The organism is Streptomyces sp. NPDC001093 (assembly GCF_040298985.1).
In the GTDB taxonomy this organism is placed as follows: domain Bacteria; phylum Actinomycetota; class Actinomycetes; order Streptomycetales; family Streptomycetaceae; genus Streptomyces.
The window spans coordinates 1-16,777 of the sequence record NZ_JBEPBF010000031.1 but is presented as its reverse complement, the minus strand read 5'-3'; the positions used below and the strand labels follow the sequence as shown (position 1 = coordinate 16,777).

The window sequence follows — 16,777 nt, the reverse complement described above, 5'->3', positions numbered from 1 at the left end:
GATACGGCTCATACGGCTGCGTCAGCTGTCGCTCGGCGTCCTGATCCACCCCTTGCACTCCCGTCCTGCCCCCCTCACATCCCGGGCCACCGTCTCCCCCCTTTAAACGCCCGGTCCCATCTGCGGGTTCCCGGCGCCAACGGATACAGTCACGCCCAGGCAACCACGGGGACAGGAGAGGGTCATTACCGGCAACCGGCAGACGAGCTGGGCGTTCGCCGACGCCTTTGTCGCCGAGGACGAGGCGCTGCGGTGGGCCCGAGACCGGGCCCGCGACGCAGGCCTGCGCTCGGTGTCGCCCGGCACCGGCGCCGCGCTGCGACTGCTCGCCGCCTCCGTGGACGCGAAGGCGGTGGCGGAGATCGGCACGGGCTGCGGGGTGTCCGGAATCCATCTGCTGCACGGCATGCGCCCGGACGGCGTGCTCACCACGGTCGACCCGGAGCCGGAGCACCAGCAGTTCGCCCGGCAGGCCTTCCGCGCCTGCGGTTTCGCCAGCAACCGGGCCCGCTTCATACCGGGCCGCGCCCTGGACGTACTCCCCCGGCTCGCGGACGCCGGCTACGACCTCGTCTTCTGCGACGGCGACCGGCTGGAGTACCTGGACTACCTCGCTGAATCGTTGCGCCTGCTGCGGCCGGGCGGTCTGGTGGTCTTCGAGGGCGTCTTCGCCAACGGCCGTACGGTGGACTCGGGCCCCCAGCCCACGGAGGTGCTGCGGCTGCGGGAGCTGCTGCGCGCGGTGCGCGAGAGCCAGGAGCTCGTCCCTTCGCTGCTGCCGGTGGGCGACGGGCTGCTGTGCGCCGTCAAGCGATGACCGGCCGCCGCGGGACGGGACACGCGACTGCCCCGGCACCGCGTACGATGCCGGGGCAGTCCGAAGGACAAGATCGCTGGGATGTCAGACGACGACCTTCTTGAGGGCGTCGCCGAGCGCCTCGGCCTCGTCAGGGGTCAGCTCGACGACGAGTCGACCGCCGCCTTCGAGCGGAACGCGCATGACGATGCCCCGCCCCTCCTTGGTCACCTCGAGCGGGCCATCACCCGTCCGCGGCTTCATGGCCGCCATGCTCGTTCCCCTTCCTGAAACCAGCTCATCGTCTGCCGAGAGCCCTGGGAGGGCATCCGCGGTTCCGTAACGGACACGCGACACCGGCATCGAACACATTGCTTCCCAGCCATTATCCCGCATGGCAGGACCCGATGACCAACATCAGTCGGCATCGCTTGGGCAACGCGCGCGAGCAAAACCACCCAATTCGGCGATGTGGCTGCGATACTGCACCGCCGCACGGAGATCCAGCGGTCGGCTCCGCTCTGGTTTTCTTTGATCCAGGTCACATGTCCGGTCCGGCCCTTGGGCGGCGATCTCCGCCATGCTGTCCTTCATACCAGGACGTACTGAGCGGTACGTCACCCGCGAACCGGAGGGGATGCGCCATGGCCGACACCGTGCTCTACGAGGTGAGCGACGGACTCGCGACGATCACGCTGAACCGCCCCGAGGCGATGAACGCGCTGAACGTCGCGACCAAGGTCGCCCTCCGGGAGGCGGCGGAATCCGCGGCAGGCGACACGGCCGTACGGGCGATCCTGCTGACCGCCGCCGGGGACCGGGCGTTCTGCGTCGGCCAGGACCTCAAGGAGCACATCGGGCTGCTCGCGGCGGACCGCGAGACCGGGTCCGGGCAGACGATGAGCACGGTCAAGGAGCACTACAACCCGATCGTGCGGGCCCTCGCCGGGGCGCCCAAGCCGGTGGTCGCCGCGGTGAACGGGGTCGCGGCCGGGGCCGGCTTCGGCTTCGCGCTCGCCGCGGACTACCGGCTGGTCGCCGACACGGCCGCCTTCAACACCTCCTTCGCCGGTGTCGCGCTGACCGCCGACTCCGGGATCTCCTGGACCCTGCCCCGGGTGATCGGCCCGAGCCGCGCCGCCGACCTGCTGCTCTTCCCGCGCAGCATCAGCGCCCAGGACGCGCTGGAGCTGGGCATCGCCAACCGGGTCGTCCCCGCGGCCGAGCTGCGCGCCGAGGCCGAGAAGACGGCGCGGGCGCTGGCCGAGGGCCCGACCGTGGCGTACGCGGCCCTCAAGGAGGCGGTGGCCTACGGCCTCACGCACTCCCTCACCGAGACCCTGGAGAAGGAGGACGAGCTGCAGACCCGGGCCGGCCGGTCCGAGGACCACGCGATCGCCGTGGAGGCGTTCGTGAACAAGGAGAAGCCGAAGTACCTGGGCCGGTGAGGCGCCGTCCGGGCCGATGGGACACCGCCGTCAGCCACTCAAATCGTCGGCCCCGGCAGCCCCCGTCCGAAGAGCTCATGGCGCCACCGGCCCGGCCGCACCGCCTCGAACTCGGGGCGGCCTGGTCAGGCACCCGCTCCTCTCGCCACGCACGCTTCCAGGTGGTCGTCGACCAGGCCGCAGGCCTGCATCAGCGCGTACGCCGTCGTCGGGCCGACGAATCCGAGGCCCCGTTTCTTCAGGGCCTTGGACAGGGCCGTGGACTCCGGGGTCACGGCCGGGACATCGGCGAGGGTCCTCGGGGCCGGGCGGCCGGCCGGGTCGGGTGCGTGGGACCAGATCAGCTCGTCCAGCTCGCCTTCCGCCCAGTCGGCGAGCACGCGCGCGTTGGCGAGCGTGGCGTCGATCTTGGCGCGGTTGCGGATGATGCCCGCATCCGCCAGCAGGCGCTCGCGGTCCTCGTCCGTGAACGCGGCGACCTTCTCGATGCGGAAGCCGGCGAAGGCGGCACGGAAGCCCTCGCGGCGGCGCAGGATCGTGATCCAGGACAGGCCCGACTGGAAGGCCTCCAGGCTGACCCGCTCGAAGAGGGCGTCGTCGCCGTGCACCGGGCGGCCCCACTCCTCGTCGTGGTACGACACATAGTCGTCGGTGGACAGGGCCCAGGGGCAGCGCAGGGCACCGTCGGGCCCGGCGCGGGCGGCGCCGTCGCTCATCGCCGGTCCTCGGGGCGCTCGGGCTTCTCCATGTGGACGTGGGCCGCCGCGGCTCTGGCGCCTGCCAGCGCCGACTCCAGGTCGGCGATACGGGCGTCCCGCTCGGCGAGCTCGGCACCGATCCGGCCGAGGGCGTCGTCGACGTCCGCCATGCGGTAGCCGCGCGGGGCGACCGGGAAGCGCAGGCCGTCCACGTCCGCGCGGTTCACCGGGCGGTCCGGGGGCAGCGGGTCCTGCAGCCGCTCGGGTGCCACCTCGGGCAGCGGGCCGCTTCCGCTGCCGCCCACCACGGCGAGTGTCACCGCGCCGACCACGACGGCCAGCGCGACGACCAGGAACAAGAACATCACCATCGCCAGGGTCCCCACGCTCCGTGCCGGACGTTTGTGCCGGACGCTGAAACTGTCTGGGTCCGATCGTGCCATGCGAGTCGGACAGTTAGGGTCACAGGCGGTTGTACCGCGGGACGTACGAGGAGAGGTCACAGCTGATGCTCAGGCTGGGCAAGCGGGAATTCGGGCCCCATGAGCCGGTGATCATGGCGATCGTGAACCGGACTCCGGACTCCTTCTACGACCGAGGGGCCACGTTCCGTGACGAGCCGGCCCTCGCCCGCGTGGAGCAGGCCGTGGCCGAGGGCGCCGCGATCATCGACATCGGCGGGGTGAAGGCCGGGCCGGGCGAGGAGGTCACGGCCGAGGAGGAGGCGCGGCGGACGGTCGGTTTCGTGGCCGAGGTACGGCGGCGCTTCCCGGACGTGGTCATCAGCGTGGACACCTGGCGGGCCGAGGTCGGCGAGGCGGTGTGCGCGGCGGGAGCGGATCTGCTGAACGACGCGTGGGGTGGCGTCGATCCGGGGCTCGCGGAGGTCGCCGGGCGGTACCAGGTGGGGCTGGTGTGCACGCATGCGGGGGGTGTGCAGCCGCGTACGCGCCCGCATCGGGTGACGTACGAGGACGTGATGGCCGACATCCTCGACGTCACCGTGGGTCTGGCCGAGCGGGCGGTCGCGCTCGGGGTGCCGCGGGAGTCGGTGCTGATCGATCCCGGGCACGACTTCGGGAAGAACACGCGGCACAGCCTGGAGGCGACGCGGCGGCTGGACGAGATGGCCGCCACGGGATGGCCGGTGCTGGTGTCGCTGTCCAACAAGGACTTCGTCGGGGAGACGCTGGACCGTCCGGTGAAGGAGCGGTTGATCGGTACGCTGGCGACGACCGCGGTGTCCGCGTGGCTCGGGGCGCAGGTGTACCGGGTGCACGAGGTGGCGGAGACCCGGCAGGTGCTGGAGATGGTGGCGTCGATCGCCGGGCACCGGGTCCCCGCGGTGGCCCGGCGGGGTCTGGCCTAGGTACCCAGCGGGCTCCGCCCCCTGGGTACCCGTCCTGCCCACCACACGGCCGAAGCCCCGCGCTAGCGGCCCGCCTCCTTCGACACCAGGGCCACCGCCTCGTCCACCTCGTCCGTGACGTGGAACAGCAGCAGGTCCTTCTCCGCCGCCTTGCCCTGGGCCACCAGGGTGTTCTCCAGCCAGGCCACCAGGCCGCCCCAGTACTCGCTGCCGAAGAGGACGATCGGGAAGCGGGTGACCTTCTGGGTCTGGACCAGGGTCAGCGCCTCGAAGAGTTCGTCGAGGGTGCCGAGGCCGCCGGGCAGAACCACGAACCCCTGGGCATACTTCACGAACATCATTTTTCTGACGAAGAAGTAGCGGAAGTTCAGCCCGATGTCGACGTAGGGGTTCAGCCCCTGCTCGAAGGGCAGCTCGATGCCGAGGCCGACCGAGACGCCGCCCGCCTCACAGGCGCCCCTGTTGGCCGCCTCCATCGCGCCCGGCCCGCCGCCCGTGATGACGGCCCAGCCCGCCTCCACCAGGCCCCGGCCGAGCCGCACCCCGGCGTCGTACTCCGGCGAGTCCACCGGCGTACGTGCCGAGCCGAACACGCTGATGGCGGGCGGGAGTTCGGCCAGCGTGCCGAAGCCCTCGATGAACTCCGACTGGATGCGGAGCACGCGCCAGGGGTCGGTGTGGACCCAGTCCGAGGGGCCGCCGGCGTCCAGCAGGCGCTGGTCGGTCGTGCTGGCCGTCACCTGCCCGCGCCGCCGGAGGACCGGTCCGAGCCGCTGCTCGTCCGGCGGGATCTTCTTCCCCTCGGGGTTGCCGGTAGGCATGTGCGCTCCCTCCGCTCGGGGGTGGTTCCACCTCAGCGTAGATCCACGTCGGTTACGGAGGGGGGACAAGCGCATGTCCGGCACGCGTGCGCCGTAGGGGCGTCTTACGGCGCCTTGCGCCGCCCTGCGGCAGCTCACCGCCTCCTACGCGGTGAGCCAGGTGCGCAGGCGTTCCTCGCCCGCGAGGATCTTCGCCGTCTCCACCCGCTCGTCCCGCTTGTGGGCCAAGTGCGGGTTGCCGGGGCCGTAGTTGACGGCCGGGATGCCCAGCGCGGAGAAGCGGGAGACGTCGGTCCAGCCGTACTTGGGGCGGGGGGTGCCGCCCACCGCCTCGATGAAGGCCGCGGCGGCCGGGTGGGAGAGCCCGGGCAGCGCGCCGCCGCTGTGGTCGTCGACCACGAACTCCTCCACGCCGCAGTCCGCGAACACCTCGCGGACGTGGGCGATCGCCTCCTCCTCGGTGCGGTCGGGGGCGTAGCGGAAGTTGACCGTCACCACGCACTCGTCGGGGATGACGTTGCCGGCGACGCCGCCGCTGATGCCCACCGCGTTCAGGCCCTCGCGGTACTCCAGGCCGTCGATCACGGGGTAGCGGGGCTCGTAGGCGGCCAGCCGGGCCAGGATCGGGGACGCCGCGTGGATGGCGTTGGAGCCCATCCAGGAGCGTGCCGAGTGGGCACGCTCGCCCTTCGTCTTCAGCAGCACCCGCAGGGTGCCCTGGCAGCCGCCCTCGACCTCGCCGTCGGAGGGCTCCAGCAGGACCGCGAAGTCGCCCTCGAGCCACTCCGGGTGGGCCATGGCCACGCGCTTGAGGCCGTTGAGTTCGGCGGCGACCTCCTCGTTGTCGTAGAAGACGAAGGTCAGGTCGCGGTTGGGGGCGGGGACCGTGGCCGCGATGCGCAGCTGCACCGCGACGCCCGACTTCATGTCGCAGGTGCCGCAGCCCCAGAGCACGCCGTCCTCGTCCAGGCGTGAGGGCACGTTGTCCGCGATCGGGACCGTGTCGATGTGGCCGGCCAGGACCACCCGCTCGGCGCGGCCCAGGTGCGTACGGGCGACGACGTTGTTGCCGTAGCGGTCGACCGTCAGGTGCGGCAGGGCGCGCAGGGCGGTCTCGATCGCGTCCGCGAGCGGCTTCTCGGTGCCGCTCTCGGAAGCGAAGTCCACGAGCTGCGCGGTGAGCGCGGCGGCGTCGAGCGTGAGGTCAAGCGAGGTGTCGGCCATGGCGTCGACCCTAGCGCGCCGCCTGCCGGGGGCGGCGGGTAAGCGCTGTCCCGGTAACCCCCCGTGAGCTCCCGCCGGGCCTCAAGTACCTTGTACGCGTGCCAGAGCCGTCCCCCACCCGTCCCAAGCGTCGCGGCCGCCTCCTCCGTTTCGGTGCGGCCCTGTTGGTCCTGTGCGGCGTCGCCGCGTACCTCGTGGTGCAGTACGTCACCGGAGGCGGCGGAGCGCACGGCTGCAAGGTGGTCTCGGACGACGGTGACAGAACGTCGTACGAGTTCACGCCGGAGCAGGCGGTGAACGCGGCGACGATCGCGGCGGTCGGCACCGGGCGCGGGATGCCCGAGCGGGCGGTGACGATCGCGCTGGCGACCGCTCTGCAGGAGTCCGGGCTGCGCAACATCGAGCACGGCGACCGGGACTCGCTGGGCCTGTTCCAGCAGCGGCCCTCGCAGGGCTGGGGCACCGCACAGCAGATCATGGACCCGGCGTACGCGGCGGGCATCTTCTACGCACACCTGGCCAAGGTGCCGGACTACACCGGTCTGCCGCTGACCAGGGCGGCCCAGGAGGTCCAGCACAGCGGCTACCCGGAGGCGTACGCCAAGCACGAGCCGGACGCGCAGCTGCTGGCGGCGGCGCTGACCGGGCGCTCGGCGGCCACGCTGACCTGCGACGGGCGCCCGGAGACCACGGCCTCGGCGACGGGTCCGGACGCGGTACGGGCCGCGCTGGTACGGGACTTCGGGCGGGACGCGCTGCAGGAGACCGGTGCGGAGGTGGGCGGTACGCCCGTGCCGCCGCCTTCTCCCTCACCCAGCGTGACCGCGACCGCTCAGGGGCGGACCGTGACCGTGCCGGTGCCGCAGGGCACGAAGGTGGACGCGATCGGGCGCGGCGAGCGGCAGCGGGGCTGGCAGCTCGCGCAGTGGGCCGTGGCCAACTCCTCGGCGCTGCACATCCAGCGGGTGGCGTACGCGGGGCGGGAGTGGGCCGCGGGAAGCGGCGGCGGGCAGTGGAAGCCGGCCGCTTCGGACGGGACCGGCGGTGCGGGGGCGTCCCTGGGGACCGTCCGGATCGTCACCGGACAGTAGTACGGGAGATCCCTCCCAGGGGTTGTACGGCGCCGGTCGGGGCGGCGGCGGGGACGGGAGGCGTGCCGCCTTGCGAGTTCCCCGGAAAATCAAGGGCCGTAAGGATTCTGCGGGATTTCGGGCAGACGTTCTTTGCCCGTTTTTATCCACACCTGATAATGCGATGCGTTATCCATTCTTTACCTGGGGCCTCCGCAACCTTCGCGGGCTTCGAGCGGTAGTCACGGCGTCCGGGCCACGACACGGACCGGACACACAACACCGTTCTCTTCCGTCGAATGGAGCATCATGTCCCTCCCTCTGACCCGCCGGATCGCCCGTGCCGCGCTGCTCGTCGCAGCGGGAGCGGCAGCCGGGGTCGGTGCGGCCGGCTCCGCCGGTGCGGCCACGAACCTGCCGGCGGCGGCCCCGAACGTGGGTGGTCTGACCGCCCTGGACGGAGCGCACGTCGCCAACAGCGTCGACGGTGCCGCGCAGAACGTCACCTCGCTCGCGGGCCACGCGGGCGGCAAGGCGGTCGAGCAGACGGTGCCGGCCGCGGCCAAGACCGGCGGCGGTGCCGTGAAGAAGGCGGCCCCGGTGGCGCAGCGGGCCGCCGGCGGCGCTGCCGGGGCGGCGGGGGAAGTCCTCGGGGGCGCCGCGTCCGACGCAACGAAGGGCGGGGCGACTGACCTGCCGGTGCAGGGCCTGCCGCTGGGTGGCTGAGCGCCGCTTCGACCGCTGACGGGGCCCAGGGACTTCCCTGGGCCCCGTTGCCTTGTGTGTGCTGCCGGTACGGCGGGCTCTACGCCGTCAGGCGCGTCACCGCTGCCTGGACGCGTTCGTCCGTTGCCGTCAGGGCCACGCGGACGAACTTCTCGCCCGCCTCGCCGTAGAAGTCGCCGGGGGCGACGAGGATGCCCAGGTCGGCCAGGTGGGCGACCGTGGTCCAGCAGGACTCGTCGCGGGTGGCCCAGAGGTAGAGGCTCGCCTCGCTGTGTTCGATGCGGAAGCCGTGGCCCAGCAGCGCGGTCCGCAGGGCGTCGCGGCGGGCCGCGTAACGCTCGCGCTGGACGCGGACGTGCTCGTCGTCGCCGAGGGCCGCCACCACGGCCGCCTGGGTCGGCGCCGGGGTCATCATGCCGCCGTGCTTGCGGATCTCCAGCAGCGGGCCCAGGACGGCCGGGTCGCCGGCGATGAAAGCCGCGCGGTAGCCCGCCAGGTTGGAGCGCTTGGAGAGGGAGTGGACGGCGACGATGCCGTCGTAGGAGCCGCCGTTGACGTCCGGATGCAGGACGGAGACCGGGTCGGCCTCCCAGCCCAGTTCCAGGTAGCACTCGTCGGAGAACAGCAGGACGCCGTGCTCGCGGGCCCAGGCCACGATGCCGGTCAGGTCCTCCTTCGGGATGACCTTGCCCGTCGGGTTGGACGGGGAGTTCAGCCACAGGAGCTTCAGGCCGGCCGGGTCGAGGTCGCGCGGGTCGTCGTAGACCTCGTAGTCGGCGCGGGCCAGGCGGGCGCCGACCTCGTAGGTGGGGTAGGCGAGGCGCGGGTAGGCCACCTTGTCGCCGGGGCCGAGGCCGAGCTGGGTCGGCAGCCAGGCGACCAGTTCCTTGGAGCCGACGACCGGCAGGACGTGGCGGTGGGTCACGTCCTGGGCACCGAGGCGGCGCCGGAGCCAGCCGGTGATCGCGTCGCGCAGCGCAGGGGTGCCCCAGACGGTCGGGTAGCCCGGGGAGTCGGCCGCGTCGATCAGGGCCTTCTGGATCGGTTCGGGCACCGGGTCGACCGGGGTGCCCACGGAGAGGTCGACGATCCCGTCCGAGTGCGCCGCGGCCGTCTTCTTGTACGGCTCGAGCTTGTCCCAGGGGAAGGTCGGCAGGCGGTCGGAGACTGCGGACACGGTCGGTGGCTCTCTTTCGTCGGTGGCGGCAAACGCCTCGGTCCCGTACGGCCGCGATCTGGGCGATCGGGCCGTACGGGACCGAGGCGGCGCGGTTGGTGCGGGCCGCTTGGCGCTCAGACGGTCACTCGCCCTGCGGCGGCAGCGCGGCGATGAAGGGGTGGTCGCGCTCGATCAGCCCCAGCTTGCTGGCACCGCCGGGAGAGCCCAGCTCGTCGAAGAACTCGACGTTCGCCTTGTAGTAGTCCTTCCACTCCTCCGGAGTGTCGTCCTCGTAGAAGATCGCCTCGACCGGGCAGACCGGCTCACAGGCACCACAGTCGACGCATTCGTCCGGGTGGATGTACAAGGACCGCTGGCCCTCGTAGATGCAGTCGACCGGGCACTCCTCGATGCACGCCTTGTCCTTGACGTCGACACAAGGCTGCGCGATGACGTAGGTCACGCTGTCGTTCCTCCTCGATAGGGCGCTGGCGGGCCTCCTCAGGCTCCGCCGCCTGGCGCGCGGGAGCGCGGCGTCGTCGATGCCCGCCCCTAGTATCTCCGTTCCGGAGCATGATCCGAACAGGAGGGGTGAACTGACCAGTGGAAATCTCGGCGACAGGACACTTGGAAGTCCGCATCACCCCTTCTGACGTGGGAAAACGTGTCTCCGTACGGCGCTTGAGCGAAACTGGTGCGGCGCAAGAGAAGTTCACCGACACGGTGGGTGTTCTCACATCATGGGATGCTGGCGTGCTCATGATCACACGCCGGGACGGGCAGAGCGTGCGGATCGCCGAGTCCGCACTGGTCGCGGGCAAGGTCGTACCGGCCGCCCCGGCGCGGCGCCGGGGCCCCGCCGCCTCGTACGAGGAACTCGCGCGGGTCTGCGCGCGCGGCTGGCAGCCGCTCGAGAGCGAGCGGCTCGGTGAGTGGGAGCTGCGGGCCGCCGGCGGGTTCACGCGGCGCGCCAACAGCGTGCTGCCGCTCGGCGACCCCGGCCTTCCCCTCGACGCGGCCCTGGCAGCCGTACGACGCTGGTACGGCGAGCGTGGCCTGCCCGCCTACGTCCAGACGGCCACCGGCGCCGAGGGCACGCAGGAGCTGCTGTGCGCGGAGCTGGAACGGCGCGGCTGGGTGCGGGAGGTGACCGCCGAGGTGTGGACCGGTGCCCTGGCGCCGGTCGCGGACCGGGCCGAGGGCACCGGTGTGGTGCTGTCCCGGCAGGCGGACGAGGCGTGGCTCGCCCGGTACCGGCGCAAGGGGGTGAGCGAGGTGGCCCTGCGGGTGCTCGGCGGGGCTCCGTCGGTGTGGTTCGCGACCGTGCCCGGTGCCGGGGGTGAGCCTCCGGCGGCGATCGGGCGGTGTGTCGTGGACGGGCGGTGGGCCGGGTTCGCGGCGGTCGAGGTGGATCCCGGGCGCCGCCGGCAGGGGCTCGCCACCGAGGTGATGGCCGCGCTGGCCCGGCGGGCGCTGGACGAGGGTGCCTCGGCGGCCTGGCTGCAGGTCGAGACGGACAACGAGGAGGCCCGCGCGCTGTACACCGCCCTCGGCTTCACCCCGCACCACACGTACCACCACTACCGCGCACCGGAGGCGCCGGAGTCCGACGACCGGAACCACGAGACGGACGCGGTCACGGGCGCACACCGGCACACGCGAGCGGCCACCGATCCCGGCCGGAGCCCGGCGGGCGATTCCCGGCCGGGCGGGTCGTAGAAGCGCCGTGGAAGGGCATGAGCCTGGCATGCGTCACCCGTATCTGCCGCCGCCGTACCCGCCCCCGCCGGAGCGGTCGGCCGAGTTGCGCCGGAGGTTCGCCGAGGAGGCGCGGTCCGAGCGGCCGGATCTGTCGGCGCTGTGCCTGCTGATCGGCGCCGAGGCGGACGGTTCGCTGGACGAGGCCGGGATCGACGCCGCGCAGCTGGAGCTGGACCGGCTGGCGGGCGAGCTGCCGTACCGGCCGGGCGGGCCGCACGCGTGGGCGGAGGCCGTACGTCGGCTGCTCGGCGGCCGGTACGACTTCCACGGCACCCCGGCCGACTACGACCGGCTGGAGTCCTCCCTGCTGCACGAGGTGCTGCGCCGGCGGCGCGGGCTGCCGATCCTGCTGTCGGTGGTGTGGCTGGAGGCCGCGCGGCGGGCCGGGGCCCCGGTGTACGGCGTCGCGCTGCCGGGGCACTTCGTGGTCGGCTTCGGGCCGGCGGAGGAACAGGTGCTGGCCGATCCGTTCGACGGGGGACGGCTGCTGACCGGGGCCGATGCGGAGATGCTCGTGGTGGGGGCCACGGGAGCGCCGCTGGACGCCTCGATGCTGGAGCCCGCGGCGCCGCTGGAGGTCGTCCAGCGGATCCTGAACAACATCCGCGCGTGGGCCTCGGCCCGGCCCGAGCGGTCGGACGTGGCGCTGTGGGCCGTGGAGCTGGCGCTGCTGGTGCCCTCGCATCCGGCCCGGCTGCGGTACGAGCGCGGGCAGCTTCTGGTGCAGCGCGGGGAGTTCGCCTCGGGCGCGGAAGAGCTGGAGTACTACGCGGACCTGATCGAGGTGGTGGACGAGTCGACCGCGCGGACGGCACGGCAGCAGGCGCACACCGCGCGCGCGATGCTCAACTGACCCCTCAGAGCCAGCCCTTCTCCCTCGCCGTCCGCACCGCCTCCGCCCGGTTGCGTACCGCCAGTTTCTGGATGGCCGTGGAGAGGTAGTTGCGGACCGTGCCCTGGGAGAGGTGGAGGGCCCTGGCCAGTTCGGCGTTGGTGGAGCCGTCGGCGGCCGCGCGCAGCACCTCGCGTTCGCGCTCGGTGAGCGGGTTCGCGCCCTCGGCGAGCGCGGCGGCGGCGAGCGTGGGGTCGATGACCCGCTCGCCGGAGAGCACCTTGCGGATGGCCTCGGCGAGCTGTGCGGCCGGGGCGTCCTTGACGAGGAAGGCGTCGGCGCCCGCCTCCATGGCGCTGCGCAGATAGCCGGGGCGGCCGAAGGTCGTCAGGACGACCAGTTTGACCTGCGGGAACTCCCGGTGGACCTGGGCCGCCGCCTCGATGCCGGTGCAGCCGGGCATCTCGATGTCGAGCAGCGCCACGTCCACGCCGTGCGCGCCGACGGCGGCCAGCACCTGGTCGCCGCGCGCGACCTGGGCGACGACCTCGATGTCCTCCTCCAGGCCGAGCAGCGCGGCCAGGGCCTCGCGGACCATCGACTGGTCCTCGGCGAGAAGGACCTTGATCGTGCTCGTCATGCCCCGGATCCTACGTCCCCCACAGGGGCCGCGGGGACGCGGGCGACCAGCCGGAACCCGTGCCTGATCCGGCCCGCCTCCAGGGTGCCGCCGGCCTTCTCCAGCCGCTCGGTGAGGCCGATCAGACCGTTGCCGGGTCCGCTGCCGGAGCCGCCGGATCCGTTGTCCTCGACGGAGAGTTCGAGCATCGCGCCGTCCAGGGTCTGGCGGCGGGTGAGCTGGACGAGGCACTTGTCGGCGCCGCTGTGCCGGACCACGTTCGTGACCGCCTCGCGCAGCGCCCAGGCGAGCGCGGACTCCGACTCCTCGGGGACGCCGTCGAGATCGGGCTCGGCGGGCACCTCGGCGATGACCCCGGCGGCGGTCAGGGCGACCTGGGTACCGGCGAGCTCGGCGGCGAGCCGGGGGCGCCGGTAGCCGGTGACGGCCTCCCGGACGTCGACCAGGGCCTGCCGGCTGACCTGTTCGATGTCGGCGACCTGCTGGGCCGCCTTGTCGGGCTGGTCGGGCAGCATCCGGCCGGCCAGCTCGCTCTTCAGCGTGATCAGGGAGAGCGAGTGGCCGAGCAGGTCGTGCAGGTCGCGGGCGAGGCGCAGCCGCTCCTCGTTCGCGGCGAGCTGGGCGACGGTGGCCCGGGCCTTGCGCAGCTCGACGGTCGTACGGACAAGTTGGCCGACGCCGATCATCGCGAACCCGATCATCGGGACGAGGAGCAGGGTCACGTCCGGCTTCTCGTGCCAGCGCAGTCCGACGAGGACCATCATCACGGTCGCCGCGGGGATCGCGCAGAACGCGGCCCGGACCGGCATGGTGGCCCCGCAGGCGACGGAGAGGTAGACGAACAGGCCGAGCCAGGCGGGACCGAGCGTGTAGACCAGGAGGGGGGCGAGGACGGCCATGACCGAGATCATCGAGACGACGATCCTCGGCGAGAAGGGCCGCCCCATGTTGCGGAAGACCAGCGACAGGTAGGTGACGACGAAGGCGGTCAGGCCGAGCGCGCCCGCCACCGTGCCGCCCGCGGTGTGCCGGCCGCTGGTCAGATCCTGGACCGGGGAGCTGAGAAAGACCAGCCAGACCCCGATCCACAGCGTCTTGACCACGAGCTCGCGCCGGTTGCGCGGCCCCTGGCCGATCCGCACCTGGTGCTCCGGCCGCCGCTCGCAGGCCCGCGGGTCTTCCGTCATCGTGCTCACGCCTTCAGCGTGTCCTTCCGGTACAGCCAGGCCGCGCCGCCCGCGAAGATCAGGAAGAAGGCGACGAGGATGGCGATGTCCTGGGCGTGGGGAGCCTGGCTCTGCTCGATCGCCCGCCCCAGTGCAGCGTACGCGTGCGTGGGCAGCCACTTCGCGATGTCCTGCAGCCAGGTCGGGAAGGAGGAGGACGGCATCCACAGGCCGCCGAGGATCGACAGCCCGAAGTAGACGATCATCGTGATCGGGCGGACCGCGTCCCCGGAGGCGAGGTAGCCGATGGCGACGCCGAGCGCGGCGAAGACCAGGCTGCCGGCCCAGATCGCCCCGGTGAGCGCGGCCCACTGCCAGGCGTCCAGGCGTACGTCCTTCACGGCCGCGGCGACCAGGAAGACGACCACGATGGACGGCAGGCTGACGACGGCGGCGCCGGCGGTCTTGGCGAGGACGTACCCGCGCCCGGGCAGCGGGGTGAGCCGCAGCTGCCGTACCCAGCCGCCCTCCCGCTCCTTGGCGATGCGCTCGCTGTTGCCCATCAGGACGGCGGTCAGGGCGCCGAAGGAGGCCATGGAGACCATGACGTACTTCGCGACGCTCAGGCCGGTGCCGTCGACGTCACCCGTCTGGTTGGAGACGAGCAGGAAGATCACCGATGGGTAGATCACCGAGAAGAACAGGAACTTGCGGTTGCGCAGGGCCCGGGTGAGCTCCAGCTTGATCAGGGCGTTCATGACTGCTTGGCCTCCTCGGCCTCCGTGATGGCGACGAAGGCCTGCTCCAGACCGAGACCGGCGACTTCGAGGTTGCGGGGGTAGACACCGAGGCCGTACAGGGCGTGCACGGTGGCGTCGGCGTCGGACGACTGGATGCGGACGGTCTGGCCCGACACGTCGATCGACGTCAGGAACGGCAGGGCGCGCAGGGCGGCCTCGTCGATCTCGCCCTCCAGGTCGAAGGAGACGCGGCGGGCGCCGGCCTTGGCCTTGATCTCGGCGGCGGTGCCGTCGGCGAGGAGCCGGCCGCGGTGCAGCACCAGAACCCGGTCGGCGATGGCGTCGGCCTCTTCGAGGTAGTGGGTGGCGAAGAGGATCGTACGGCCCTGGTCGGCCTGCTCGCGCATGGTGGCCCAGAAGGCCTGGCGGGCGGAGACGTCCATGCCGGTGGTCGGCTCGTCCAGGATGATCAGGTCGCTGTCGCCGGCGGTGGCGAGGGCGAAGCGGACACGCTGGGCCTGGCCGCCGGAGAGCTTGTTGACCTTGCGGTCGGCGATCTGCGCGATGCCCGCGCGGGCCATCACGTCCGCGGCCTTGTACGGCTTCGGGTGCAGCGAACAGCCCAGCTTGACCAGTTCCTCGACGGTGACCTCGTCCATCAGCCCGCCGCTCTGCAGCATCGCCCCGACCCGCCCGGCGACGATCGCGTCACGCGGGGTGCCGCCGAAGAGGTTCACCGTGCCGCTGTCGGGGTGCTTGAGACCGAGGAGCAGGTCGAGGGTGGTGGACTTGCCGGCCCCGTTCGGGCCGAGGAGGGCGACGGTCTCGCCCGGGTACAGCCGGAGCGAGAGCCCGTCGACGGCCCGCACGCTCCCGTACGTCTTGGTCACCTGGTCGAAGCCGACCACCGGGGTGGTGGTGGCCGGTGCCGCAGTTGTCGTCATGGCAACCATGCTCGCGGCGCGGGCCGGGTGCCGGGCAGTGTCGGGGGTCCTGAGTGCCGGATGACAGATGTCATGCCGAACGGGTGACGGGGACGGCGAAGGGGGCGCCCGCTGAACGCCGGACGCCCCCTGCCGTGTGTGGCGCGGCTACTTGGGGTTGGTGTCGATGACCGCGACCCGGTTGGTGGTGCTCATCAGGGCCTGGCGCAGGGCGACATAGACGTCCTGCGGGGTGACGGCCGTCTTCTTGCCGTTGGCGCGGGTGATGAGCACGCCGTCGAAGGCCCCGCGGTAGAGCTGCTTCAGGGCGTTCAGGTCGGGCTTGTCGACCAGCTTGCCGTCGGCGGTGGGCACCACCCTGAGGAACTTCCAGAGCGATTTCTCCGGGCTCATCAGCACCACGTGCCCCGGGCCCGCCGACACGGTCACCTTGGCCGACATCGCCGGCTTCGCGAACAGCTTCATCTCCTGGTCGACCGCCGCGTTCGACACCGTCGGCTGCTTGGTCGTCGTCGGCACGGTGACCGGGGTCGCCGTGCCCGTCTCCACCAGCGTGCGGTAGGCCTGTTCGACCGCCTGGGTCGACTGGGCGGCGTCGATGGCCTTGCCCGCCTTGCCGTAGACGGCGACCGCCTGGCCCGGCTTGAAGTCGATGCCGCCCTCGACGACCGAGCCGGAGCCGCCGCCGGCCTGCTGGAGCGCGGCCTGGAGCTTCTCCTCGTCCACCGGCATGTCGGGCTCGATCACCCGCTTCTGCCCGAAGAGGGAGCCGATGACGTGAACGGGGTTGTAGTCGCTGGTCGCGGCCTGGCTCACGGTGGCCTGGAAGTCGAACTGGAGACCGGCGTTCTCCGGGGTGAGGGTGACCGTGTTGCCGCCGACGGAGAGCTTCAGCGGCTTGTTCACCCGGCTGCCGAAGGCGTCGTCGAGCTTCTTGACGGCGTCGTCACGGGTGCCGCCGCCGATGTCCACGCCGAGGACCGTGGTGCCCTTGGGCACGTCGGTGTGGTTCATCAGCAGTCCGGCGCCGTAGGCACCGCCCGCGACGACGACCACGCCGGCGCCCAGGAGCACCAGCTTGCTGCGGCCCTTCTTCTTCGGCTTGGCCTGTGCCTTGGGCGCGCCGGAGGACTCCGGCTTGGCCGGGGCCTGCGGGGCCGTGCCGCCGAACGAGGAGGCACCGGCTCCGGGGACCACCGGGATGCCGCTGGTGACGGTGTGTCCGGAGACGTTGTCGGCCGGGCGGTAGCCGGGCGTGCCCGGTTCGGGGGCCGGCTTCTGCGGGGTGAGGATCGCGGTGTCGTCGCTGAGCCCGCCGCCCGGGCCGAGACCGCTCGGGCCGGGGCCGGCAGCCGGGGCGCCGGGTCCGGCGGGTCCGCCGCC

General features: G+C 72.3%; 19 protein-coding genes and 1 pseudogene. 7 read left to right on the top strand and 13 right to left on the bottom strand.

Annotated features, from left to right (window positions below):
* Positions 1–118: 118 nt before the first annotated feature.
* Positions 119–817, top strand: a complete 699-nt coding sequence (locus tag ABT288_RS17920; protein ID WP_351608440.1) for an O-methyltransferase — start codon at positions 119–121, stop codon at positions 815–817.
* A gap of 84 nt (positions 818–901) precedes the next feature.
* Here the strand turns inward: ABT288_RS17920 and ABT288_RS17915 are convergent, their stop codons facing one another.
* Entirely contained in the window at positions 902–1,069 is a 168-nt protein-coding gene (locus ABT288_RS17915; protein WP_018544333.1) for a DUF3117 domain-containing protein, read from the bottom strand.
* Positions 1,070–1,213: 144 nt separating this feature from the next.
* A complete protein-coding gene (locus tag ABT288_RS17910) occupies positions 1,214–1,378 on the bottom strand; it encodes a hypothetical protein (RefSeq protein WP_351608320.1) in 165 nt (54 codons plus the stop codon).
* 62 nt (positions 1,379–1,440) lie between these two features.
* Here ABT288_RS17910 and chcB point away from each other — a divergent pair, with 62 nt between their 5' ends.
* A complete protein-coding gene (chcB, locus tag ABT288_RS17905) occupies positions 1,441–2,244 on the top strand; it encodes a 2-cyclohexenylcarbonyl CoA isomerase (RefSeq protein ID WP_351608317.1) in 804 nt (267 codons plus the stop codon).
* Between the two features lie 125 nt (positions 2,245–2,369).
* On the opposite strand, the gene ABT288_RS17900 is transcribed toward chcB, so the two are convergent.
* Positions 2,370–2,960 carry a DNA-3-methyladenine glycosylase I gene (locus ABT288_RS17900; RefSeq protein WP_351608315.1) on the bottom strand — a complete coding sequence of 197 codons (591 nt, stop codon included), beginning with the start codon at positions 2,958–2,960 and terminating at the stop codon, positions 2,370–2,372.
* Positions 2,957–3,313 carry a DivIVA domain-containing protein gene (locus ABT288_RS17895; protein WP_351608312.1) on the bottom strand — a complete coding sequence of 119 codons (357 nt, stop codon included), beginning with the start codon at positions 3,311–3,313 and terminating at the stop codon, positions 2,957–2,959. Before ABT288_RS17895 ends, ABT288_RS17900 begins: the two co-directional genes overlap by 4 nt.
* A 137-nt stretch (positions 3,314–3,450) precedes the next feature.
* Here ABT288_RS17895 and folP point away from each other — a divergent pair, with 137 nt between their 5' ends.
* Positions 3,451–4,311: a dihydropteroate synthase gene (gene folP / locus ABT288_RS17890; RefSeq protein WP_351608310.1), complete on the top strand. Its 861-nt coding sequence runs from the start codon at positions 3,451–3,453 to the stop codon at positions 4,309–4,311.
* 62 nt (positions 4,312–4,373) lie between these two features.
* Here folP and ABT288_RS17885 read toward each other — a convergent pair whose 3' ends face one another.
* Together ABT288_RS17885 and dapE are read right to left on the bottom strand one after the other, a co-directional pair.
* Positions 4,374–5,132: an LOG family protein gene (locus ABT288_RS17885; protein ID WP_351608307.1), complete on the bottom strand. Its 759-nt coding sequence runs from the start codon at positions 5,130–5,132 to the stop codon at positions 4,374–4,376.
* A 144-nt stretch (positions 5,133–5,276) separates the two neighbouring features.
* On the bottom strand, positions 5,277–6,356 hold the full coding sequence (gene dapE / locus ABT288_RS17880) for a succinyl-diaminopimelate desuccinylase (RefSeq protein ID WP_351608305.1): 1,080 nt from the start codon (positions 6,354–6,356) through the stop codon (positions 5,277–5,279).
* A gap of 98 nt (positions 6,357–6,454) precedes the next feature.
* On the opposite strand from dapE, the gene ABT288_RS17875 reads away from it, so the two are divergent.
* Entirely contained in the window at positions 6,455–7,447 is a 993-nt protein-coding gene (locus tag ABT288_RS17875) for a VldE C-terminal domain-containing protein (protein ID WP_351608303.1), read from the top strand.
* Between the two features lie 288 nt (positions 7,448–7,735).
* Positions 7,736–8,152 carry an ATP-binding protein gene (locus ABT288_RS17870; protein WP_351608301.1) on the top strand — a complete coding sequence of 139 codons (417 nt, stop codon included), beginning with the start codon at positions 7,736–7,738 and terminating at the stop codon, positions 8,150–8,152.
* Between the two features lie 79 nt (positions 8,153–8,231).
* Here ABT288_RS17870 and ABT288_RS17865 read toward each other — a convergent pair whose 3' ends face one another.
* Together ABT288_RS17865 and fdxA are read right to left on the bottom strand one after the other, a co-directional pair.
* On the bottom strand, positions 8,232–9,329 hold the full coding sequence (locus ABT288_RS17865) for a bifunctional succinyldiaminopimelate transaminase/glutamate-prephenate aminotransferase (RefSeq protein WP_351608299.1): 1,098 nt from the start codon (positions 9,327–9,329) through the stop codon (positions 8,232–8,234).
* A 124-nt stretch (positions 9,330–9,453) separates the two neighbouring features.
* Positions 9,454–9,774, bottom strand: a complete 321-nt coding sequence (gene fdxA, locus ABT288_RS17860; protein WP_018561461.1) for a ferredoxin — start codon at positions 9,772–9,774, stop codon at positions 9,454–9,456.
* A 140-nt stretch (positions 9,775–9,914) separates the two neighbouring features.
* Between fdxA and ABT288_RS17855 the strand changes: the two genes are divergently transcribed.
* Complete coding sequence (locus tag ABT288_RS17855) at positions 9,915–11,030, top strand: GNAT family N-acetyltransferase (RefSeq protein WP_351608296.1); 1,116 nt, start codon at positions 9,915–9,917, stop codon at positions 11,028–11,030.
* Positions 11,031–11,058: 28 nt separating this feature from the next.
* Positions 11,059–11,925: a transglutaminase family protein gene (locus ABT288_RS17850; protein WP_351608294.1), complete on the top strand. Its 867-nt coding sequence runs from the start codon at positions 11,059–11,061 to the stop codon at positions 11,923–11,925.
* A gap of 4 nt (positions 11,926–11,929) precedes the next feature.
* Here the strand turns inward: ABT288_RS17850 and ABT288_RS17845 are convergent, their stop codons facing one another.
* The 5 genes and pseudogenes from ABT288_RS17845 to ABT288_RS17825 form a co-directional block, all read right to left on the bottom strand.
* Positions 11,930–12,544, bottom strand: coding sequence for a response regulator (locus tag ABT288_RS17845; protein ID WP_351608291.1), 615 nt, complete (start codon positions 12,542–12,544; stop codon positions 11,930–11,932).
* On the bottom strand, positions 12,541–13,731 hold the full coding sequence (locus tag ABT288_RS17840; protein WP_351608437.1) for a sensor histidine kinase: 1,191 nt from the start codon (positions 13,729–13,731) through the stop codon (positions 12,541–12,543). Before ABT288_RS17840 ends, ABT288_RS17845 begins: the two co-directional genes overlap by 4 nt.
* 5 nt (positions 13,732–13,736) lie before the next feature.
* Positions 13,737–14,468 (bottom strand): ABC transporter permease, encoded by a 732-nt coding sequence (locus tag ABT288_RS17835; RefSeq protein ID WP_351608288.1) that lies wholly within the window; start codon positions 14,466–14,468, stop codon positions 13,737–13,739.
* A complete protein-coding gene (locus ABT288_RS17830) occupies positions 14,465–15,394 on the bottom strand; it encodes an ABC transporter ATP-binding protein (protein WP_351608286.1) in 930 nt (309 codons plus the stop codon). Before ABT288_RS17830 ends, ABT288_RS17835 begins: the two co-directional genes overlap by 4 nt.
* Before the next feature lie 147 nt (positions 15,395–15,541).
* Positions 15,542–16,777, bottom strand: a pseudogene (locus tag ABT288_RS17825) (hypothetical protein); the annotation flags it as partial.